The sequence below is a fragment of the Streptomyces sp. NPDC054842 genome (assembly GCF_053611025.1).
Map to the genome: position 1 here is coordinate 1 of NZ_JBSGZN010000003.1, position 21,396 is coordinate 21,396.

A 21,396-nucleotide genomic window follows, 5' to 3' on the forward strand; every position below is an offset into this window, starting at 1 on the left:
GGCGGGCACCTGGGGTGCCCGCCCGCTCCGTACCGCTTCGCCAGTGTCCGCCCGTCCGGGCGCCGACGGGCCGGGGCCCGTCGCCCGGCTACTCGGTCTTGACCTTGATGGTGCCCGAGGTGATGCCTTCCTTGGCCTTGGCCACCGCGTCGGTGAGACCGGCGACCTCCGCCATCTTCGGGTTGCTGTCGGCCAGGCCGACACCGTTCACCTTGAGATCGAAGGTCTGCGTGCCGGTCAGCGGCTTCTTGTCGTGGACCGACTTGGCCAGCGCGTAGACCGAACCGCCGACGTCCTTGAGCGCGGAGGTCAGGATGTAGTCCTTGTACGGGGCCAGCGCCTTCTGCTTGTACTGGTCGGAGTCGACGCCGATCGCCCAGACCTTGTTCTTCGCGGCGGCCTCGATGACACCCTGGCCGGACAGGCCGGCGGCGGCGTAGAGGACGTCGGCCTTCTTCTCGATCTGGCCCTCGGCGGCGGCCTTGCCCTTGTCGGGGCTGGAGAAGCCGCCCTCCTCCGCCGTCTGGGTCAGGTACTGCGACAGCACCTTGACGCCGGGCTTGGTGTCCTCGACGCCCTGCTTGTAGCCGGCCTCGAACTTGTGGATCAGCGGGACGTCCACGCCGCCCACGAAGCCCACGGTGTTCGTCTTGGTGGCCTTGGCGGCGGCGACGCCCGCGAGGTAGGACGCCTCCTGCTCGGAGAAGACGAGGGACGCCACGTTCTTGCCCTCGACGACGGAGTCGACGATGCCGAAGGTCGTCTTCGGGTACTTCGCCGCGGCCTTCTCCATCGCGGGGCCGTAGGCGAAGCCGACGCCGATGACCGGGTTGTAGCCCTGCTTGGCCAGCGAGGACAGGCGCTGCTCCTTGTCGGCGTCCGTCTCGCCGTCATTCGGCTCGAGGTCGGCCGTCTCGTAGCCGAACTCCTTCTTCGCCTTCTCCAGGCCCGCGAACGCGGCGTCGTTGAAGGACTGGTCGCCCTTGCCGCCGATGTCGTACGCGATGGCGAGGCCCTTGTCGCTGCTGCTCTCGCCACCGTCGCCTTCGTCACTGGTACCGCCGCAGGCCGTGGCCGCGAGTGCGAGAGACGCGACCCCCACCGCGACACGGGTCAGGCTGGAAATACGACGCATCCGAAGTTCCCCTTCTCCAAAGCCCCGCAGTGGGTGCTGAGTTCGGCGCAGATTAACGCGCGTAGACCGTGGAGGGAACGGGGTTCCCCGGGCCGTTACCCATTCGTGCCGATGGCCGGTTACGTCCTTGTGAACCACGGGATCGAAAGGGGCGCTTCATGGACACAGCCCCCCTCGCGTCCGCCACGCTCTGCAAACGGGGGTGAAGTCCGCGTGACGGCGCGAGTGGCTGTTTCCAACCGACGCTCACGCTACTGCGCACGACCCCGCCCCGCGACCGGAGCGGGGCCGACGGGGGCGGGGCGCGGGACGGCTACGCGAGGGCGTCGAGCAGGGCCGCGGCCGTGAAGAGCTCCACGCCGACCTTGATCGCCGCCTCGTCGGCGTCGAAGTCGCCCTGGTGCAGGTCGCGGCCGCCGCGCTCACCGGGCGTGCGGACGCCGAGCCTGGCCATGGCGCCGGGCACCTGCTCCAGGTACCAGGAGAAGTCCTCGCCGCCCAGGCTCTGCGTGGTGTCCTCGACGGAGTGCGGTCCGAGCCGGGCGGTCATGGCGTCCCGCAGCAGGTCGGCGACGACCGGGTCGTTGACGACCGGCGGGACGCCGCGGACGTAGTTGATCTCGGACTTCGCCCGGTGCAGCGTGGCGATCTCGTCGATCGCGGCGTGCAGCAGGTCGGGCGCCTGGCGCCAGGCGTCGAGGTCCAGGCAGCGCACGGTCCCGGACAGCTCGGCGTGCTGCGGGATGACGTTGCACGCGTGGCCGGACTCGATCCGTCCCCAGGTCACGGAGAGTCCGCTGCGCGCGTCGATGCGGCGGGCGACCACGGCGGGCACGTCCACGGCGACCCGGGCGACCGCCGTGACGAGGTCGGTGGTGAGGTGGGGGCGCGCGGTGTGGCCGCCCGCGCCGTCGAGGGAGACTTCGAGCCGGTCGCACGCGGACGTGATCGGACCGTGCCGCAGGCCGATGCGCCCCGCGTCCACCTTCGGGTCGCAGTGCACGGCGATGATCCGGCCGACGCCCTCCAGCGCCCCGAACTCGATGGCGTCGAGCGCGCCGCCGGGCAGGACCTCCTCGGCGGGCTGGAAGATCAGCCGGACGGGCTGGGGCAGCCGCCCCTCGCGGTGCAGCCCGGCGAGGACCAGGCCGGCCCCGAGGACGACGGTCGTGTGGACGTCGTGTCCGCAGGCGTGGGCGCGGTCCGGGACCGTCGACCGGTAGGCGCAGTCCGCCTTGGTGTCCGGGATGGGCAGCGCGTCGAGGTCGGCGCGCAGGGCGAGCATGGGACGGCCGCCGTCCCGCGGGCCTCCGTCGAGCCCGATGTCGCACACGAGGCCGGTTCCGGTGCCGAGCACACGCGGCGTGAGGCCCGCCTGCTCCAGGCGGGCCTTGATCGCCGCGGTGGTACGGAACTCCTGGTTGCCGAGCTCCGGGTGCATGTGCAGGTCGCGGCGGAAGGCCACGAGTTCGGCGCGCAGTGCCTCGGGCAGCGCGCCGGGAAGCACTGCTTCCCCGGGATGATCGGCCTCGGACTCTCGGGACATCAGTTGGTTCACCCTCTGAAGGGTAGGGCGATCGGGCGGCCGGCCGACCCACGATCAACAAAACTTCAGCCCGTTAGGGGAAGAAAAGCTGGCCGCCCGGCGCATAGGTATCGGCCGGGATGGGTAAACTCGCCCGGCTCTCCGGGCGGCTGGATCTCGAACCGGGCCGTCTGATCAGGCCCTTCGGTCGCCGTCGACCTCTCCCGCCGGTCCGGCGGACGGTTCTCGAACCGCTCCGCGGCGCAGCCCGCGGAGTCCCACTGGGGAACAACGCCCGGGGTGCCCGAGCCCATTCCCGTACTCCACGGTGCCACAGATACGCACGTCGCCGCCCCGTCCCCCAGCGTGACGCGAGCCTCACCCGAGATCCTCCGCACGGCCCGGGACCGTCCGGTGACCGAACGTCACCGGGAGCACGCCCCGTACCGCGCGATGGTTTCCGGGTGCCCGGTCCGCCCGGCCCTATGCCGGGGCGGTGTGCGCGACCGCGGTGAGGCGGTGGACGTCCTTGGCCGTGCCGGTCACCCCGGAGAGGAAGCCCTCGGCGCGGGGCGAGGCGTTCTCGGTGAGCCAGGAGGGGTCGATGTCGCAGACCGCGACGCGCACGTCGGTGCCGGCCAGGGCCAGCGGCAGGGTGTGGACCACGGTCGAGGGGAAGCTGAGGACGGTCCGGCCGATGGGGCCGCGGCGGGCGATCAGTTCGAGCGGGAGGTCGGGGCGGACGATCTCCAGGCCCGTCTCGCCGGCCAGCCTGCGGAGCTTCTCGGGGCTCTCGCGGCGGTGGGCGAAGTACCGGGTCGCGCCGTGCGCCGCCGCGAGCGAGCGGACCGCGGCCAGATAGCGCTCGGGGTCGACCACGCCGGTCTCCACGAGCGAGGTGCCCACCAGGTCGGCGCCCTTGGTGATGCGCGGCGGGCCGAAACGGGCCCGGGTCCAGGCGAAGTCGTTGGGTGTGACGAGGACACCGTCCGGTGCCGAGTCGATCGGCATGGACGAGAACACCTCGACCGAGCGGTGGCCGGTGGGGGTGAGCCGGCGGCGGGCGGAGGCGGACACCGGCGCGAACAGCACGTCGCGCGCCCCGGGCCGGCCGCCGCGCCGGTGCCACCGCACCAGGCGTTCACCGCGGCCGAGCTGGGCGACGAACTCCATCGTCGCCGTGCCGTCGTCCACGACCACCAGGTCGCGGGCGGCGGTGATGGTCAGCAGGAGCTGCACGTAGCGGGAGAACGGGTCTCCCATCACTATGCGGCGGGCCCTGCGCAGCAGCGGGACGAGGCCGCCGATCGTGTGGAACGGGGCAGTCGTGCCGCCGCGGGCCTCCTCCCACCGGACCTCGTAGCCCTCGTCGCGGGCCAGCTCCGCCATGCGGCGCAGCTGTCCCCGGGTCATGGGGTCGGTGGGCGACAGGACGACGAGCGTGAGCCCCGCGCCGGGTGCCGGGGCGGTGCCCTCCTCCGTGCGCAGGTTCTGGGTGTGGGCCCACTCCAGCACGTTGAGGAGTTGCACCGGGCTCTCGACGAACGCGAGGGTGTCCGGCTTCTTGGGGCGGCTGCCGGCGGAACCGGCGCGGGGGCTCATCGACGTACGACCGTCGCTTCCGTGAGGGTGGAAGGGGGCAGAGGGATCAGACCGCGACCGGCTCGCCCGCGGCCGCGGCGATCTCCGCCTCGGCGACGACGCCCGAGACGCGGCGCAGCTTCTTCATCGGGCCGAGCTCGGACTCGTACACCTTCTTGACGCCGTCACCGAGGGACGCCTCGATGGTGCGGATGTCGCGGACGAGGCGGGTCAGGCCCTGCGGCTCGACGGAGGCGGCCTGGTCGGAGCCCCACATCGCGCGGTCGAGGGTGATGTGGCGCTCGACGAAGGTGGCGCCGAGGGCGACCGCGGCGAGCGTGGTCTGCAGGCCCGTCTCGTGACCGGAGTAGCCGATCGGCACGTTCGGGTACTCGGCCTGGAGGGTGTTGATGACGCGGAGGTTCAGCTCCTCCGCCTGCGCCGGGTAGGTCGACGTGGCGTGGCACATCAGGATGTTGTCGCTGCCGAGGACCTCGACGGCGTGGCGGATCTGCTTCGGCGTCGACATGCCGGTGGAGAGGATGACCGTGCGGCCGGTGGCGCGCAGGGCGCGCAGCAGCTCGTCGTCGGTCAGCGACGCGGAGGCGACCTTGTGGGCGGGCACGTCGAACTTCTCCAGGAAGGCGACGGCCTCGGTGTCCCACGGGGAGGCGAACCAGTCGATGCCGCGCTTCTTGCAGTGCTCGTCGATCTGGCGGTACTCGTCCTCGCCGAACTCCACGCGGTGGCGGTAGTCGATGTAGGTCATGCGGCCCCAGGGGGTGTCGCGCTCGATGTCCCACTGGTCGCGCGGGGTGCAGATCTCGGGCGTGCGCTTCTGGAACTTGACGGCGTCGCAGCCGGCCTCGGCGGCCACGTCGATCAGCTTGAAGGCGTTGTCCAGGTCACCGTTGTGGTTGATGCCGATCTCGCCGGTGATGTAGACGGGCTGCCCCGGGCCGGCGGTCTTCGAACCGAAGGTGCGGAGGCGGGAGTTGCTGCTCATGGTGAAGACGTTCCTTACGTGTCGAGGGAGTCGAGAGAAGGGCCGAGGATCCAGCTGGCGATCTCTCGGATCGCGCCGTCGCCGCCGGGGACGGTGGTGACCGCGCGTGCGGCGCCGCGCACGACGTCGTGGGCGCTCGCGACCGCCACGGGCCAGCCCACGAGGGCGAAGCACGGGAGGTCGTTGACGTCGTTGCCGACGTAGAGCACGCGCTCAGGCGCGATGCCCTGCTCCTCGCACCACTGCTTCAGTGCGAGGTCTTTCCGGTCGATGCCGTGCAGGACCGGGATCTTGAGCTTCCGGGCCCGGGCGGCGACGACCGGGTTCTGTTCCGTGGACAGGATCAGCATCGACAGTCCGCTGCGGCGCAGGGCTGCGACACCGAGGCCGTCCCCGCGGTGCACGGAGACGAACTCCCGTCCTTCGGAGTCGATCAGCACCCTGTCGTCGGTCTGGGTGCCGTCGAAGTCGAGTACGACCGCGTCGATGTCGTCGGCGGTCGGGAGGGCGCCGGGCCGGCCCGCGTCGAAGAGCGGGGCCAGCGCGCGGGCGCGGGCGAGGTCGTGCGGGTCGTCGATCTCCAGCACCCTCGCGGGGTCGGTGCGGACGAGTTCCGTACGGCCGAAGAAGCGGTGCCCGGCGGTGCGGAAGCCCGCCGCGTCCATGCCGTAGACGGCGCCGGTCTCCAGGAGGTCCTGGGGGCGGTCCTGGCGGCGGGGGCGGAAGGACTTGTCGTGGTTGATGCCGTAGCCGCCGCTGGTGGCGGTGGAGGCGACGAGGGTGTCCGTGCCGCCGGCGGCCGTGGTGCGGCCGGTGCCGGCCGCGACGGGCGCGGCGGGTTCGTCGGAGCCGTCGCGCCACACGAAGCCGTGGAAGGGGGCCACGGTCAGCGCCGTGTCCGCGCCCTGCTCGACGACCGCGCGGACCACTCCGTCGATGTCCTCGCGGACGATGAACGGGCTGGTGCACTGGACGAGCAGGACCACGTCGACCGCGGCGCCGTGCAGGGCCTCGTGGGCGTCCATGGCGTGCAGGACCGCGGCCTCGGAGGTCGCGGTGTCCCCGGCGATGGCGGCGGGCCGCAGGACGACCTCGGCGCCGGCGGCGCGGGCCGCCGCGGCGATCGCCGTGTCGTCGGTGGAGACCACCACGTCGGTGACGAGCCGGGCCGAGCGGCACTCGCGCACGGCGCGGGCCACCAGCGGCACACCCCCGACCGGGGCGAGGTTCTTCGCGGGCACGCCCTTGGAGCCGCCGCGCGCGGGGATCACCGCGAGCACACGGCGTACCGGCGCCGCTTGGCCCGCTTCCGGGTGGGACATCAGCTGTACTCCTTGGGAGGGGATCGGGGCGCTCACAGCTCCCCCATCCGCCGGATGACGGGCGCCACGCGCTGGACGCCGTGGCGGTAGGCGCCGCGGGCCGCGCGCCGCACGATCTGCCGTACGGGGCTGGGCTCCTTGTCGGCGGCGGGTGCGCCGGGCAGCGGGCTGCCGTCGGGTGCGAGGTGGTGGCGGGCGAGGATGCCGGGCAGGTAGCCGGGCGCGGTGGCGGACGTGTAGTACGGCGCGAGCCGCGGGAGCCGGGCGGCGCCGAGCAGTTCGGCGATGCGGGCCCGCGCGCCGTCGAAGGCCGTCTCGTAGGAGCCTCCCCCAGACTCCGTCTGGGAGGTGCCCCCAGCGGCGACGCCCTGGCGGGCCACCCACGCCGGGTCGGGCGCCGGTTCGTGCCCGGCGTCGAGCTGGTCCCAGGAGGCCAGGCAGCCGGAGCCCACGAAGTGGTGGTTGCCGAGCGCCTCGCGCACCCCGAGGTCGGTCAGGACCACGGTGGGGATGCGGCGGTGCAGGGATTCCAGGGCCGCCGTGGAGCTGACGGTGACCAGCAGGTCGGTGCGGTCAAGGACCTCGCCCATGTGCCCGTACACGAGGCGGAAGTTGGCGGGCGGGTCGGCCTTCTCCGCCAGCTTCTGGTAGGGCAGCTCCTCGATGTGCGTGGTGTGTTCGCCGGGCCTGGAGCGCAGCTTCAGCAGGACCTCGCGGTCCGGGTGCAGCCGTGCGTGCCGGATCAGGCGCTCCAGCAGGTACGTACGGTCCTTGCGGTTCTCGGGCACCGAGGGCTGGGCGGCGAAGACGACCGTGTACGGGTCGTGCTTCTCGTAGCCGGCGCCGCCGAGGAAGGGCAGCGCCACCTCCGTCACCGCCGAGGCGTCGGCGCCCACTCCCTCGTACACGGCCCGGAAACGGTCCGCGTCCTGGCGGGAGTTGGCGAGGACGAGGTCCGCGCCGTGCCGCAGCAGCAGGCCGTCGGCGAGCTTCTCGTAGACGACGCCGACGTAGCCGGTGACGACGAGCGGCCGCCGTGTCCGGCCGTCCCAGGCCCGGCCGAGCCCGTGCAGCATCGCCTGGACGGCGCCGCCGACCAGGGCGAGCACGACGAGGTCGTACGCCTCCTCGCCCATGGTGCGCAGGAACTCGACGCCGGTGACCTCGCGGAGCGAGTCGGGGCGGACGCCGACTTCCTGGAGCTGGCGGGCGGTGGGCGTGGCACGGCCGCGCAGCAGGTAGCCGTCGAGCCGGATGTCCGATCCGGCGGGGGCGATGCGGCTCGCGGTGAGCGAGCCCCACTTCCACCGGGTGTCGGAATCCGCGAGGACGGCGATCCGCAGGGACTTCCTGGTACTTGCTGGCACGTCCAAGACGCTAGGAAGCGATTTCGTTGTGCGGCCCAACCTGAATGCAACAAACGGTTAACAGCACATCGACGAATGGGGATTCGGTCCGTTCTTGGCACGGAAATCAGCCTGGTTCACGGCTTCGCCACGCGTCGTTCACCTTGCATCTCACCAACGGTCAAGACGAATGCCGGGCCGCCGCCTAACGTCACTCGGGTGGTCAAGCTCTCCGTCATCGTGCCGTTCTACAACGTGCAGCAATACGCGCCCGACACTCTGAAGAGTCTGCGTGCCAACACACGCGACGACTTCGAATTCATCCTTGTCGACGACTGTTCTCGCGACGAGACGCCGGACATTCTCGCGCGCGCGGAGCGCGAGCTCCCGGGCGCGGTGCATGTCAGACACGAGAAGAACGGAGGACTGGCGACCGCGCGCAACACCGGCATCGACGCGGCGCGCGGCGAATACCTCACCTTCCTGGACGGGGACGACTGGCTCGCCCCCGGGTACTACGAGCAACTCCTCGCCGCCATCGAGGATCTGGGCTGCGACTTCGTCCGTACGGACCACGTCCAGTGCACCGCGCGGGCCCGCACCGTGCACCGGGTGCCGCACGGCCGGCGCGGCGTCGTGCTGCGTCCCCGTGACGCGATCCTGCCCGCCGACCGTTCCACCTCCGTCGACTACGCCTACGCCTGGGCGGGTGTCTACCACCGCCGGCTGGTCGACCGCGGGCTGCTGCACTTCACCGACGGGCTGCGGACGGCGGAGGACCGGCCGTGGATCTGGAAGCTGCACCGGGAGGCGGAATCCTTCGCCACGGTGGGGCTGCTCGGTGTGTTCTACCGGCGCGGTGTCGCCTCCTCGCTGACCCAGATCGGGGACGTGCGGCAGCTCGATTTCATCCGGGCCTTCGACCAGGTCGTCGCGGAGACCGCGGCGGACCGCGACGCGGACATTCTGCTGCCCAAGGCCGTGCGCACGTATTGCGCGATCATTTCCCATCACCTGGGATCCATCGAGAGGTTCGAGCCGTCCGTGGCACGGAAATTGAAGTCGATGAGCGCCGTCGCGTTGCGGCGCATGCCGCAGGACGTGCTCGACGAGGCACTCGACTCGATGGACGTCCAGCGCGCGACGCGGCTGCGCCGGCTGCGGCGCCGTCCGGCTCCGGCCACGGGGGTGGCCGCGTGACCACGCAGATCTTCATGGCGTCCACGCTGTACGGCACGGCGACGCTCGCCGCGGCGCTGGACACGGACTCCTTCGCGCCCGCCGACCGGCGCATCCTGCTCGTCTCGAACAACGCGGCGACGCCGGAGACGACGCCCGCCGTGGACGAGATGCCGGGCTTCGCGCAGCTGTGCGGCCGGTTCGACGAGGTCATCTCGTGGAACGAGACCATCTCGCCGTTCCACCCAGGTGGCTGGGCGCCGCGCCCCGACGACGTGCCGCTGTGGGAGCGGCATCTGCGGCTGGCCTGGCGGCTCGGGGACGACGACGTCGAGCTGGCCGTCGAGTCGATCCAGGTGAACCCGGCCCTCGCCGTGGCGCAGATCTTCCTCGGCGCACCCGTCACCGTGTACGCGGACGGCCTGATGAGCTACGGGCCCACCCGGAACAAGATCGACCCGCTGGTCGGCACCCGCGTGACCCGGCTGCTCCACCTGGACCTCGTGCCGGGCCTCACGCCCCTGCTGCTCACCGAGTTCGACGTCCCGCCGGAGGTGGTGCCGACGGACGCCTTCTCGAAGGTGCTGGCCGAACTCGGCGACACGGGTGACGCGTTGCCGGTGGTCGAGGAGCCGGCGCTGCTGCTCGGGCAGTACCTGTCGGCGCTCGGCATCCTCTCCGCCGAGGAGGAGGAGGACCTCCACGTGCGGATGCTGCGGGGCGCCGTCGGACTCGGCCACCGCAGCGTGGTGTTCAAGCCGCACCCCACGGCGCCGGCCCGCTGGTCGCGCCTGCTGGAGAAGGAGGCCGAGAAGCTCGGCGCCGACCTGACGGTGGTCGACGTGCCGGTCCTCGCCGAGGTGCTCTACCAGCGAATGCGGCCGGCCCTGGTCGTCGGCTGCTTCTCCACCGCGCTGCTCACGGCGTCCGCGCTGTACGGCCTGCCGGTCGCCCGGATCGGCACGGAGACGCTGCTGGACCGGCTGACCCCGTACGAGAACAGCAACCGCGTCCCGGTGACCGTGGTGGACGCGCTGCTGCCCGAGCTGACGGACCGGGCGGCGGTCGAGGCACAGCGCCCCGGGCTCGGCACGGAGGACCTGACCGCCCTCGTGCGGGCCGTCGGGTTCGCCATGCAGCCGAAGATCTACCCCACGCTGCGTCCGGCCGCCGAGCGGTATCTGACGCTCCATCTGGACCAGCACACCTGGCGCTACTTCAAGCGCCGGCGGCTGACCTCGCTGGCGCTGCCGGGCGCGGTCCCGGCCCAGCTCGCCTTCCTGCCGCGCAACGCGACCGTCCGCCGGGTGGCGCGGCGGGCGCGCTCCCTCAAGCGGGCGACGCTCGGATGACCGCGGCGACGAAGGCACCGGTTCCGGTCCCGCCCGCCGCGGAGGCCGCCGACGTCCCGCCCCGGATAGGACCCCGGGTGCACGCACCGCGGTTGCGTGCGCTCGACGGGCTGCGGCTGGTGGCCGCGCTGATGGTCGCCGGGTACCACTACGGCGGCCGGGACGGCGAGATCGCCCGGGCCTGGGGCAGCTCGCCGAAGGTCCAGTTCCCCTCGCTGCACGAGTGGTTCGCGTACGGCTGCCTGGGCGTGCAGGTCTTCTTCGTGATCAGCGGGTTCGTGATCTGCATGAGCGGCTGGGGCCGCACCCTGCGGGCGTTCTTCGCCTCCCGCGCCTCGCGTCTGCTGCCCTCGTACTGGGCCGCGGTGATCCTCGTGACGGCGGTCTTCGCGCTGCCGGTCGTGGCCTACCGTGCCGTGTCGCCGAGTGACGCGCTGGTGAACCTGACGATGCTCCAGCAGCCGCTGGGCGTGGACCGGGTGCTCGGGGTGTGCTGGACGCTGTGGGCGGAGGTGCGCTTCTACGCGCTGTTCGCGCTGTGCATCGTGCTGCCGGGCGCGAACCGGCGGCGGGTGATCCTCTTCTGCGCCGGCTGGACGCTGGCGGCGGCGATCGCGCAGAGCGCGCACCAGCCGATGCTGGACGTCGTCCTGATGCCGGAGTACGCGCCGTTCTTCGTCGGCGGGGTCGGCCTCTACCTCGTCCACCGCGACCGGCGGGACGCGTACGCCTGGGGCATCGTCGGCGTGAGCTGGCTGCTGGGCCAGCACTACGCGGTGGCGCAGCTGTGGCACGCCCCGAACCCGGACTTCTTCTCGTTCCGCACCTCGTACGGCATCGTCCTGGTCGTCACGCTCGGGTACCTCGCGGTCGCCGCGATCGCGCTCGGCTGGCTGGGCTGGGCGAACTGGCGCTGGCTGACCGTGGCGGGCGCGCTGACGTACCCCTTCTACCTGATCCACGAGCACCTGGGCTGGGTCGCCGTCGAGACCTACCACCGGACCCTGCACCTGCCGTCGTACGCGACGCTGCCGCTGACGGTCGTCACGATGCTGGTCCTGGCCTGGCTGCTGAACCACTTCGTCGAGGACCGGCTGGCGCCCCGGCTGCGCGCCCTGCTCACCACGGCCCGCTGACCGCTCTCCCCGCGTGCGTCAGCCGCGCGCCGCCCGGCCCGGACCTCCGCGCCGGGCCCCTGAGCCGCCGGCCCGGACGTCCGGGCCGGCTCAGGCGATCCCGGCGCGGACGCCCCGGCCGGCTCAGGCGATCCCGTACCGGGCCTCGATGCCCGCGACCACCAGGCTCAGCCCCTCCTCGAAGCCCTGGTCGTAGTCCTGGAAGATCTCGGGGCCCGCGGCGGCCGCGAGCGGGTAGTCGGCCATGCGCGCGGTGCGTTCCCCGATGTCGAAGCGCTCGCCGGACTCCCCGGGCGGCGGCCGCATCCCCTGCTCCTCGGTGACGAAGCCGACCGTGAAGAGGTACGCCGTGGTGGTCGCGCGGGCGGCCTGGGCGAGCGTGAAGCCCGCGCCGGTGAAGAAGCGGAGCTGCTCCTCCATCTGCACCGCGTGGTCGATGCCCGTGAAGCGGGAGCCGCTGAAGACCCTGGCGCCGTCGCGGTAGCCGAGCAGCGCCGCGCGCAGACCCCGGTTGGCGGCCAGCAGCCGTTCCTGCCAGGTGGCGTCGGCGGGCGCGGCCGAGTCCGCGACCATGCGGCGGTACATCTCCGTCGCCATCTCGTCGAGCAGCGCCTGCTTGTTCTTGAAGTGCCAGTACAGGGCGGGTGCCTGGACGTCCAGCTCCTTGGCGATGGCGCGCAGGGTGAGCCCGTCGAGGCCCACGTCGTCGAGCAGCCGCAGTGCGGTGCCGGCCACCAGCCGCTTGTCCAGCCCGGGAGTCTTCCTCGAAGTCACGGTTGACAGTTTAACGCCGTTAAGTGCATGCTGCGCCGCATGGAACTTAACGACGTTAAGGACGGCCCCGCGGACGTCGTCGGGACGGACGTGCTGATCGTCGGCGCCGGTCCCACCGGGCTCGCCCTGGCCGTCGACCTGGCCAGGCGCGGAGTGCGCGCCCTGCTCGTGGAACGCGCCGACACCCTCTTCCCCGGGTCACGGGGCAAGGGCCTCCAGCCGCGCACCCTGGAGGTCATGGACGACCTCGGCGTCCTGGACGAGGTCCGGGCGGCGGGCGGCCCCTACCCGGTGGGCATGATCTGGCGGGACGGCGAACGCCAGGGCGAGCACCGGATGTTCGACGAGCCCGAGCCGACGGAGGCAGAGCCGTACCGGTGGGCCTGGATGCTCCCCCAGTGGCGGACCCAGCGGATCCTCCACGCGCGGCTGCGGGAGCTGGGCGGGGACGTGGCCTTCGGCCGCGAGCTGACCGCTCTCGACCAGGACGCGCGGGGCGTCACCGCCTCCTTCGCCGCCGGCCCCGCGGTCCGCGCCCGCTACGCCGTCGCCGCCGACGGCGGCCGCTCCGCCGTACGGCGCTCGCTCGGCATCGGCATGCGCGGCGAGACCGTGGACCCGCAGCCGACGCTGGTCGCCGACGTCCGCATCACCGGCCTGGACCGCGACAACTGGCACATCTTCCCGCCGGCCGACGGCGGCGGCTTCCTGGCGGTCTGCCCGCTCGCCGGGACGCGGGACTTCCAGGTCATGGCGCAGTTCCCGCCGGACGTGACACCCGACCTGTCCCTGGCGGGCCTGCGCGAGGTCGTCGCCGAACGCTCCCACCTGTCGCCCGACGCCCTGACCGAGGTCCGCTGGGCCTCCGCCTTCCGGCCCCGCACCGCGCTGGCGGAACGCTTCCGCGAGGGGCGCGTCTTCCTTGCGGGCGACGCCGCGCACCTGCACTCACCGGCCGGCGGGCAGGGCCTCAACACCAGCGTCCAGGACGCCTACAACCTCGGCTGGAAGCTGGCCGCGGTGCTCACCGGCGAGGCCGCCGACGCGCTCCTGGACTCCTACGAGGACGAGCGCAGGCCCGTCGCCGCCGGCGTGCTCGGGCTGTCGACCCAGGTGCACCGCGGAGAGGTCCGGCGCGGCGACGCGACCACCCAACTGGGCCTGGGCTACCGGGACTCGGCGCTCACCGAGGAGACCAGGACGGCTCTCGCGGAGGACGCGCTGCACGCCGGGGACCGCGCGCCGGACGGACGGCGCGGTGGCGTACGGCTCTTCGACGCGTTCCGCGGCCCGCACTGGACCCTGCTGGCGGTGGGCACGGACGCCGTACTGCCGTCGTTCGACGGGGTCGCGCCGCGCACGGTCCGCATCCCCGCCTACGAGGCGTACGGCACGGGCGTGTTCCTGGTCCGCCCGGACGGCTACGTCGGCTGGGCGGGCGACTCGGCGCAGGGCGCGGCCGGTTACCTCGCCCGGGTCACGGGGAGCGCCGGGCGCGGCTGAGCGCGCGCCCGGACCGCCGGGGGGTGCCGCGGGGCCCCGCTGCCCCGCCTAGACGGAGCCGGCGAGCGACAGCTTCACCGCGAAGCCGAGGAACAGCGCGCCCGCCGCCGAGGTGGCCCCCGCCGAGAGCGCCCTGCGCCGGCGAAACGCGGCCGCCAGTTTCGTACCGCCGAAGATCAGGGCGGTGAGGTAGAGGAAGCTCGCGAGCTGGGCGAAGGTGCCCAGCACGACGAAGGAGAGCGCCGGGTAGGCGTACCCGGGGTCGACGAACTGCACAAAGAAGGCGACGAAGAACAGGATCGCCTTGGGGTTGAAGAGGCTCACCACCAGCGCCCGTCGGAACGGCCGCTCCCCGGCGACCGGCGCGGGCTCGGCGCTCCGGGCGTCCGCCCGCTCACGCCGGGTCCGCCACAGGCTCCACGCGGCCCGCAGCATGCCCACCGCGAGCCAGGTCAGATAGCCCGCTCCCGCGTACTTCACGATCCCGAACAGCACGTCGTTGCCCTGGAGCAGCGAGGCGACCCCCGCGGCGGACAGCGTCATCAGCACGGCGTCGCCGCACCAGACACCGGCGGCGGCCCGGTACCCGCTGCGCACGCCGCGGCGGGCGGCCACCGAGAGGACGTAGAGCGAGTTCGGCCCGGGAAGCAGCACGATCAGGACGAGGCCCGCGAGGTAGGTGGGGAGGTCGATGACGCCAAGCATGAGCGGAGTCTCGCACAGGGGTACGACACTCCGCTCGGGGCTTCCGGACGGCGGGACGGGTCAGAACGCGTCGGTCGGCACGTACGTCCCCCAGACCTCCCGGAGGGCGTTGCAGACCTCGCCCACCGTCGCCCGGGCGCGCAGCGCGTCCTTCATCGGGTACAGCACGTTGTCCGTGCCCTCGGCCGCCTTCTTCAGGTCGGCGAGCGCCGCGTCGACGACCGCCTGGTCGCGCTCGGCGCGCAGCCGGGCGAGCCGCTCCGCCTGCTGGGCCTCGATGGCGGGGTCGACGCGCAGCGGCTCGTAGGGCTCCTCCTCGTCGAGCTGGTAGCGGTTGACGCCGACGACCACGCGTTCGCCGGAGTCCGTCTCCTGGGCGATGCGGTAGGCGGAGCGCTCGATCTCGCCCTTCTGGAAGCCGTGCTCGATCGCGTTGACCGCGCCGCCCATCTCCTCGACCTTCGCCATCAGCTCGACGGCGGCGGCCTCCACGTCGTCCGTCATCCTCTCGACCACGTACGAGCCCGCGAAGGGGTCGACGGTGGCGGTGACGTCGGTCTCGTAGGCGAGCACCTGCTGGGTCCGCAGGGCCAGGCGCGCGCTCTTGTCCGTGGGCAGCGCGATGGCCTCGTCGAAGGAGTTGGTGTGCAGCGACTGCGTGCCGCCGAGCACCGCGCCGAGGCCCTGGACGGCGACGCGGACCAGGTTCACCTCGGGCTGCTGCGCCGTCAGCTGCACGCCCGCCGTCTGCGTGTGGAAGCGCAGCATCAGCGACTTGGGGTTCTTCGCGCCGAACTCCTCGCGCATCACCCGGGCCCAGATGCGGCGGGCGGCGCGGAACTTGGCGACCTCCTCCAGGATCGTCGTGCGGGCGACGAAGAAGAAGGACAGGCGCGGGGCGAAGTCGTCGACGTCCATGCCGGCGGCGACGGCCGTGCGCACGTACTCGATGCCGTCGGCGAGCGTGAAGGCGATCTCCTGCGCGGGAGAGGCACCGGCCTCGGCCATGTGGTAGCCGGAGATCGAGATGGTGTTCCACTTCGGGATCTCGGCCTTGCAGTACTTGAAGATGTCCGCGATCAGCCGCAGCGAGGGCTTGGGCGGGAAGATGTACGTGCCGCGGGCGATGTACTCCTTCAGCACGTCGTTCTGGATCGTGCCGGTGAGCTGGTCCGCGGGGACGCCCTGCTCCTCGCCGACGAGCTGGTACATGAGCAGCAGCAGCGCCGCGGGGGCGTTGATCGTCATGGACGTCGAGACCTTGTCCAGCGGGATGCCGCCGAACAGGATGCGCATGTCGTCGATCGAGTCGATGGCCACGCCGACCTTGCCGACCTCACCGGAGGCGATCGGCGCGTCGGAGTCGTGGCCCATCTGGGTGGGCAGGTCGAAGGCGACGGACAGTCCCATGGTGCCGTTCGCGATCAGCTGCTTGTAGCGGGCGTTGGACTCCACGGCCGTGCCGAAGCCCGCGTACTGGCGCATGGTCCACGGGCGGCCGGTGTACATCGAGGGGTACACGCCCCGCGTGAACGGGTACTTCCCGGGCTCGCCCAGCTTCTCCGCAGGATCCCAGTCCGCGAGGGAGTCCGGTCCGTAGACCGGCTCGATGGGCAGTCCGGACTCCGACTCGCGCGCCATGGTGTGTGCCTCCGCTTGCTTGGTTACTCGCTAGTACAGACGACCCTTGCGACGGACTGTAGCGGCGGGCGTGCGCGCGGTGGAGAGGCCCACGCTGGGACCTTGCTCACAGACCCGTCCGGTCCCCCGTCCGCGGACGCCGGGGCGTCCGGTACCGACTATTGCCGCCCGTGTGCCGCCCGGCAATGCCACCGGGTTCGCAACCGGCCCCGCGGGGGGAGCATCTCAGGTGACACAGCCGTGGCGGGCCATCTCCGAGACGACAGGGGCCGGGATGCACAGCAGGGGCATGCGGAGGGGCGTCGCCGTCCTCGTGGCGCTCGCCGCCGTCGCCGGGTGCAAGGCGGCGGCCGACGGGCCCGCGGACGGGAAGGAGCCGCTGGTCCGGATCGACGTGAGCGGCACGCCCGACGCCAAGGGCCGCCCGACGAAAGACCCGGGCGCGAAGGACGACGGCGGCACCACCGCGCCCGCCCCGGCGGCGCCGTCCCGCACGAAGGTGCTCTGGTCGGCGGGCGACCGGGGCACGGACGTCCGCGAGGTGCAGGCCCGCCTGCGTCAGCTCGCCTGGCTGTTCGAGGGACCCACCGGGACGTACGACACCGCGACGGTCGCCGCGGTCGAGGGCTTCCAGGGCAAGCGCGGGCTGCCGCGGACCGGCAGGACCGACACCGCGACCTGGCGGCGCCTTGAGCGGATGACGCACGAGCCGACCAAGTGGGAGCTGTACGCGTTCGGCGGGCAGCCGGCGGCGAAGCCGGACCCGCGCTGCCTGACCGGCCGGGTGCTGTGCGTCAGCAAGACCAGCCGGACCCTGCGCTGGATGATCGACGGCCGGACGGTCTCGACGATGGCGGTGCGCTTCGGCTCGCAGTACACCCCGACCCGCGAAGGCGTCTTCACCGTCTCCTTCAAGTCCCGGCACCACGTGTCGACGCTCTACGACTCGCCGATGCCGTACGCGATGTTCTTCAGCGGCGGCCAGGCGGTGCACTACTCGTACGACTTCGCGGCGCGGGGCTACGCGGGCGGCTCGCACGGCTGCGTCAACGTTCGGGACGAGGCGAAGATCGCGGAGCTGTTCGCGCAGGTCTCCGTGGGCGACAAGGTCGTCGTCGACTGGTGACGCGAAGGCCCGGAGCGAGGAGATGGGGCGCGGGCGGGACCGGGGGAACGTGTCCCGCCCGCGCCTCGGTGCACCAAGCCGTGGGTACGGGGGGAACCCCGGCTCGATGCGAGGGCCGATGACCAGTCGGCTCACTCATTACTGCGCCCCGGCGGCCGAAAACGTCACACCCCGGCGGGAAAAAGTTCAAGGAAAGTCGAAACCGCAGGTCAGCGCCCTCCGATGGACCGGCGCGGGGGGTTCGCCCAGCTCAGGAGGGTGCCGGTACCGGCAGCGCGCCGTAGACCGGCGAGGGGCTCGCGGCCGGTGACGGTCCGGACCTGACGGGCCTTGCCGGCGCGGACCCCGCGGCGGGCGGGGCGAAGGCCGCGGACTCGGGAGTTCCGGTCTCGCCGCTCCCCCGGTGGCGGTCGCCGCCCGGCCCTATGTGATGGCCGTCGTCGTCACCGCCCTTGGCGCCCTGGTCCGCCTCGCCGCCCTTGTCCCCCTTGCCCTTCTCGTCGCCCTTGCCGCCGCCGCTCTCCCCGCCGGAGCCGGAGCGCCCGTCGGCGTCACCGAGGACACCGTCGCAGTACTGCTTCACCCGGCCGGAGCCCTGGGCCGCGCCCTCCAGGACGCGCCTGCGGTCCGGGCTGAGCTGCTTGCCCTGGCGCAGGTCGCGGCAGGACGCCAGGAGACCGTTCTTCCTGTTGTCGGAGCGGCCGGACGTGCCGTTCTCCCCGGGTTCCGGCTGTCCGCTCGCGTCGCCGCCGCCGCGTGCCTCGTCGTGCCGGGAGCCGCCCGGGGACGCGCCGCGCGTGGACGCGCCCGGCGAGGGGGCGTCCGGTCCGCGGCCTCCGGTGGCGCCGGGCGACGGGGAGAGCAGGGGCTGGCGGGGCGTCGCCCCCGCGGAGACCGAGGCGGCCGGTGCCGGCTCGTGCTCGCCGAACGGCGTGGGCAGCACTCCGGTTTGCGCCGCCATCGCGACCCCGCCGATCATCCCGGCGGCCAGCGCGGCGGCCAGGCCGAGCCGCACGGGACGGCCCCGCGACGACCGCCGGCCGCCGGACGCGACCCGGCCGAGGCGTACGAGACCGGCGTCCGCGGTGCGGCGACGGCTCTCGCGTGCGAGCAGCGCGGCCTCGTCGTCGGCGCCCGCCCGGGCGGCCCGGAAGGCGGCCAACGCGGCGGCCTCACCCGGGAGTTCGGCGCTGCTCAGCGGGGGTGCGGAGGCCAGCGCCCGCAGTGCCCCGGCCAGCCGGTCCGCCTGCTCACGGGTGTCGGCGTCGACGGTCTCCAGCGGCTCTCCGCGCAGCAGCCGCTCCGCGGCGTCCCGGTCCAGCCACCTGTCGTGCTCGTCGGCCATCACATGTCCTTCTGCGTCCGCGCACGCGTATGCGTCACACCGGCGGACGTCACCGCGCGGGGACGCGGCTCTCTTTGTGGGGGTACGGCACCGAGGGCGCCGACGGATTCCGCATCCGCGCCGAGCAGCTCCGCGAGCCGCTTCAGGCCGCGGTGCGCCGCCGTGCGGACGGCGCCGGGGCGCTTGCCGAGCGTCTCGGCCGCGGTCTTGGCGTCGAGTCCGACGACGACACGCAGCACGACGGCCTCGGCCTGGTCCTGCGGGAGCTGGGCGATGAGGGAGAGGGTGCTGTCGGTGGCCAGGGCCTCGATGGCCTCGCCCGCGGTGTCCGACTCGGCGGCCTTCCCGGTCAGCTCGGTCTCGTCACCGCCGATCGCGGGCCGGCGCCCGCGCATGCGTATGTGGTCGAGGGCGCGGTTGCGGGCGATGCGGGCGGCCCAGCCGCGGAACCGGTCGGCGTCCCCGCTGAACCGCTCCAGGTCCCGGGCGATCTGCAGCCAGGCCTCGGAGGTCACGTCCTCCGCGTCCGGGTCGCCGACCAGCGTCCGTACGTACCCGAGCAACCGCGGGTGCACGGCGCGGTACACAGTCCGGAACGCGGTCTCGTCCCCGTCCTGTGCCGCAAGCACCGCGGCGGTCAGCTCCGCGTCGTCCCCCAGCACCGCGCCCCTCTTGCGCCTCGGCCGGCGCCGCTGTCGCGGACCGGGTTCTCGCCGTCGTGGTCCCTCAATGGATGGTCGCGGTCCGTGGGCCCTTCGTGGATGTGGCTCCGGTCCGCGGTCCGGCGCGAAAGGCACGTTACGGCGTGAAACCACTCTTCGTCCATGTCCGTAGAACATGCAACTAACTCGTGACGCACCGGGGTGTGACAGAAAGCGCGCCCGCGGCGCTGTAGAGGGTACGGGCCGCCGCGCGGCCCGTGCCGCGCGACGGCCGGGGCCTCTCCTGTGGGGGGTGGCGGCCCCGGCCGTTGCCTCGGCACCGGGGGAGACACGGCGCCCACCTGGGTTGTTGCACGGCCTTGGTGACCGGTGCGACCGGCGCGTGACCGACAGGCCGCCCACTTGATGTGATCCTTTCCAGCGCTGGGGCCCGAACCGGTCCGGCGGTCGCGGAGCGCAGCCGCCCGCGAGGAACCGCCGCACACCACAGAGAACGCGCTCCGAGAATCCGCCCCGGATCCGGGCGACCGCTTCCCTGAGCCACCTCTTCGTCCCCGCCCCGCCCGGAGCGTCCCGACCGCGGCTGTCAGGGCCTGTCGTTGCCCTTCGACGCCTCCGGCTCGCCCGGAACCGCCCGGGTCGGCTCGGCGGGCGGTGTCGGGTCCGCGGCCCGCGACGGCCGGGTCGCCGCGGCCGACGGGGTCGGACGGGCGTTCCCGCCGTCCTGGCCGGGCTCGCCCGCGCGCGCACTCGCCGAGGCCCGCCGCCCGGCGCAGTACGCCCCGACCTTCTCCTCGCCGCCGGCCTCCGCGATCAGGCGCCGCCAGGCCGTCGCGCCGAGGGACTGCCCCCGGCCACCGGCGGCCTCGTACGCGCGGCACCGCGCCTCGGTGTCCGCGGCGGCCGGCGGACGGCCGGACGGGCTCGTGCCACCGGGTGCGCCGGTCGCGCCGGACCGTGTCCGGGAGGGGTCCGCGGGGGCGCTGGAGGGGCGGGTCCCGTGCCGGTCCTCGTCACCGCCGGACGACAGTCCCCCGGGACCGATGGCCGCGACCGCGACACCGCCCAGCGCGAGACCGGCGAACAGCGCGCCGAGCGCGGCCCGCAGCGAGCGTCTCCCCCGCCGCTGCTCCCGCGGCCGCCAGTCGTCCCGCCGCCGGCCCGGGGCGCCGTGCGCCCCCTGCTCGCGGGCGGCGAGGAACGCGGCGACGGCGGTCTTCTCCCCGCGCGGATCGACCGGATGGTCGCGCACGGCGGTGAGCAGGGCCTCGACGAGGGACTCGGCGTCCGCCCCGGCCGGAGGGGACGTGCCGGCGTCCGGCCACGCGACGACCGGAGGTACGGCCCGGCTGCCGGGATGCCTCCCGTCGCTCTGCCGTTCACCCATGTCCGCTTCCATCCCCGGCCGTCGTCCTACCGCCGCTCGTCTTCCTGCCGCTCATCCCGACTCCCCCAGCGTCCTGGGGCCCTCATGCGTCACACCCCGGGCGCCGAGCTCCCGGGCGAGCCGCTTCAGGCCCCGGTGGGCCGCGGTGCGCACCGCGCCGGGCCGCTTGCCGAGCACGCGGGCGGCGGCGGGACCGTCGAGACCGACCACCACGCGCAGGAGGACGGCCTCGGCCTGGTCCCGCGGCAGCCCGGCGACCAGTTCCAGGGCGTACTCGGTGGACAGGGACTCCAGCGCCTGGTCGTGCGTGCTGTGCGTGCCGGGCAGCTCCAGCAGGTCCTGTTCGAGCGCGGTCGCCCGGGGCCGTACCCGCTGCCGGCGCAGATGGTCGAGCGCCCGGTGCCGGGCGATCGTCGCCGTCCAGCCGCGGAAGCCCGCCCCGTCCCCCCGGAAGCGCCCGAGGTCCCGGGCGATCTCCAGCCAGGCGTCGGACGCCACGTCCTCCGCGTCGTCCCCGACGAGCCCGCGCAGATACCCGAGCAGCCCGGGCTGCACGATCCGGTACGCGACCGCGAACGCGGCTTCGTCCCCTTCCTGGGCACGCCCGACGGCCACGCCCAGCTCCCCGTCGTACGCCTGCACGCGGCGGGGCTCCCCTCCCTGGCCCAACA

At 73.2% G+C, this 21,396-nt stretch carries 18 protein-coding genes; 5 read left to right on the plus strand and 13 right to left on the minus strand.

All coding sequences use genetic code 11. The features are described 5' to 3' along the window. Positions 1–88 precede the first annotated feature (88 nt). The 6 genes from ACWGIS_RS03120 to ACWGIS_RS03145 all read right to left on the minus strand — a co-directional run bounded on the left by ACWGIS_RS03120 (position 89) and on the right by ACWGIS_RS03145 (position 7,936). Positions 89–1,135 (minus strand): BMP family lipoprotein, encoded by a 1,047-nt coding sequence (locus tag ACWGIS_RS03120; RefSeq protein WP_453360693.1) that lies wholly within the window; start codon positions 1,133–1,135, stop codon positions 89–91. Between the two features lie 313 nt (positions 1,136–1,448). Then, a complete protein-coding gene (locus tag ACWGIS_RS03125; protein ID WP_453360886.1) occupies positions 1,449–2,681 on the minus strand; it encodes an amidohydrolase in 1,233 nt (410 codons plus the stop codon). 462 nt (positions 2,682–3,143) lie between these two features. Beyond that, entirely contained in the window at positions 3,144–4,262 is a 1,119-nt protein-coding gene (locus ACWGIS_RS03130; RefSeq protein WP_453360694.1) for a hypothetical protein, read from the minus strand. Positions 4,263–4,308: 46 nt separating this feature from the next. Then, positions 4,309–5,247, minus strand: a complete 939-nt coding sequence (locus ACWGIS_RS03135) for an N-acetylneuraminate synthase family protein (RefSeq protein WP_453360695.1) — start codon at positions 5,245–5,247, stop codon at positions 4,309–4,311. Between the two features lie 14 nt (positions 5,248–5,261). After that, a complete protein-coding gene (locus tag ACWGIS_RS03140) occupies positions 5,262–6,569 on the minus strand; it encodes a cytidylyltransferase domain-containing protein (RefSeq protein ID WP_453360696.1) in 1,308 nt (435 codons plus the stop codon). Positions 6,570–6,601: 32 nt separating this feature from the next. Continuing rightward, positions 6,602–7,936, minus strand: a complete 1,335-nt coding sequence (locus tag ACWGIS_RS03145) for a DUF6716 putative glycosyltransferase (protein WP_453360697.1) — start codon at positions 7,934–7,936, stop codon at positions 6,602–6,604. A 198-nt stretch (positions 7,937–8,134) separates the two neighbouring features. On the opposite strand from ACWGIS_RS03145, the gene ACWGIS_RS03150 reads away from it, so the two are divergent. From ACWGIS_RS03150 to ACWGIS_RS03160, 3 genes are read left to right on the plus strand one after another with little or no spacing between them, the layout of a single operon-like run. Next, positions 8,135–9,115, plus strand: a complete 981-nt coding sequence (locus tag ACWGIS_RS03150) for a glycosyltransferase family 2 protein (protein ID WP_453360698.1) — start codon at positions 8,135–8,137, stop codon at positions 9,113–9,115. Next, positions 9,112–10,446, plus strand: a complete 1,335-nt coding sequence (locus ACWGIS_RS03155) for an alpha-2,8-polysialyltransferase family protein (protein ID WP_453360699.1) — start codon at positions 9,112–9,114, stop codon at positions 10,444–10,446. Before ACWGIS_RS03150 ends, ACWGIS_RS03155 begins: the two co-directional genes overlap by 4 nt. Next, the gene (locus tag ACWGIS_RS03160; protein ID WP_453360700.1) at positions 10,443–11,582 is read left to right on the plus strand and encodes an acyltransferase family protein; all 1,140 of its coding nucleotides are present in this window, start codon (positions 10,443–10,445) and stop codon (positions 11,580–11,582) included. Before ACWGIS_RS03155 ends, ACWGIS_RS03160 begins: the two co-directional genes overlap by 4 nt. Before the next feature lie 123 nt (positions 11,583–11,705). Here the strand turns inward: ACWGIS_RS03160 and ACWGIS_RS03165 are convergent, their stop codons facing one another. After that, complete coding sequence (locus tag ACWGIS_RS03165) at positions 11,706–12,356, minus strand: TetR/AcrR family transcriptional regulator C-terminal domain-containing protein (RefSeq protein ID WP_453360701.1); 651 nt, start codon at positions 12,354–12,356, stop codon at positions 11,706–11,708. A 39-nt stretch (positions 12,357–12,395) separates the two neighbouring features. Here ACWGIS_RS03165 and ACWGIS_RS03170 point away from each other — a divergent pair, with 39 nt between their 5' ends. After that, positions 12,396–13,859 carry an FAD-dependent monooxygenase gene (locus tag ACWGIS_RS03170; RefSeq protein WP_453360702.1) on the plus strand — a complete coding sequence of 488 codons (1,464 nt, stop codon included), beginning with the start codon at positions 12,396–12,398 and terminating at the stop codon, positions 13,857–13,859. A 48-nt stretch (positions 13,860–13,907) separates the two neighbouring features. Here the strand turns inward: ACWGIS_RS03170 and leuE are convergent, their stop codons facing one another. Both leuE and ACWGIS_RS03180 read right to left on the minus strand, forming a co-directional pair. Beyond that, on the minus strand, positions 13,908–14,564 hold the full coding sequence (gene leuE, locus ACWGIS_RS03175; RefSeq protein ID WP_453360703.1) for a leucine efflux protein LeuE: 657 nt from the start codon (positions 14,562–14,564) through the stop codon (positions 13,908–13,910). Positions 14,565–14,624: 60 nt separating this feature from the next. Beyond that, positions 14,625–16,205 carry an acyl-CoA mutase large subunit family protein gene (locus ACWGIS_RS03180; RefSeq protein WP_453360704.1) on the minus strand — a complete coding sequence of 527 codons (1,581 nt, stop codon included), beginning with the start codon at positions 16,203–16,205 and terminating at the stop codon, positions 14,625–14,627. 274 nt (positions 16,206–16,479) lie between these two features. Between ACWGIS_RS03180 and ACWGIS_RS03185 the strand changes: the two genes are divergently transcribed. Next, complete coding sequence (locus tag ACWGIS_RS03185) at positions 16,480–17,331, plus strand: L,D-transpeptidase family protein (protein ID WP_453360887.1); 852 nt, start codon at positions 16,480–16,482, stop codon at positions 17,329–17,331. 250 nt (positions 17,332–17,581) lie between these two features. On the opposite strand, the gene ACWGIS_RS03190 is transcribed toward ACWGIS_RS03185, so the two are convergent. The 4 genes from ACWGIS_RS03190 to ACWGIS_RS03205 all read right to left on the minus strand — a co-directional run bounded on the left by ACWGIS_RS03190 (position 17,582) and on the right by ACWGIS_RS03205 (position 21,394). Then, positions 17,582–18,676: an extensin gene (locus ACWGIS_RS03190; RefSeq protein WP_453360705.1), complete on the minus strand. Its 1,095-nt coding sequence runs from the start codon at positions 18,674–18,676 to the stop codon at positions 17,582–17,584. Continuing rightward, positions 18,676–19,338: an RNA polymerase sigma factor gene (locus ACWGIS_RS03195; RefSeq protein ID WP_453360706.1), complete on the minus strand. Its 663-nt coding sequence runs from the start codon at positions 19,336–19,338 to the stop codon at positions 18,676–18,678. Before ACWGIS_RS03195 ends, ACWGIS_RS03190 begins: the two co-directional genes overlap by 1 nt. Before the next feature lie 586 nt (positions 19,339–19,924). Next, complete coding sequence (locus tag ACWGIS_RS03200) at positions 19,925–20,725, minus strand: hypothetical protein (protein WP_453360707.1); 801 nt, start codon at positions 20,723–20,725, stop codon at positions 19,925–19,927. Between the two features lie 51 nt (positions 20,726–20,776). After that, positions 20,777–21,394 (minus strand): RNA polymerase sigma factor, encoded by a 618-nt coding sequence (locus ACWGIS_RS03205; protein WP_355790531.1) that lies wholly within the window; start codon positions 21,392–21,394, stop codon positions 20,777–20,779. Positions 21,395–21,396: the final 2 nt, after the last annotated feature.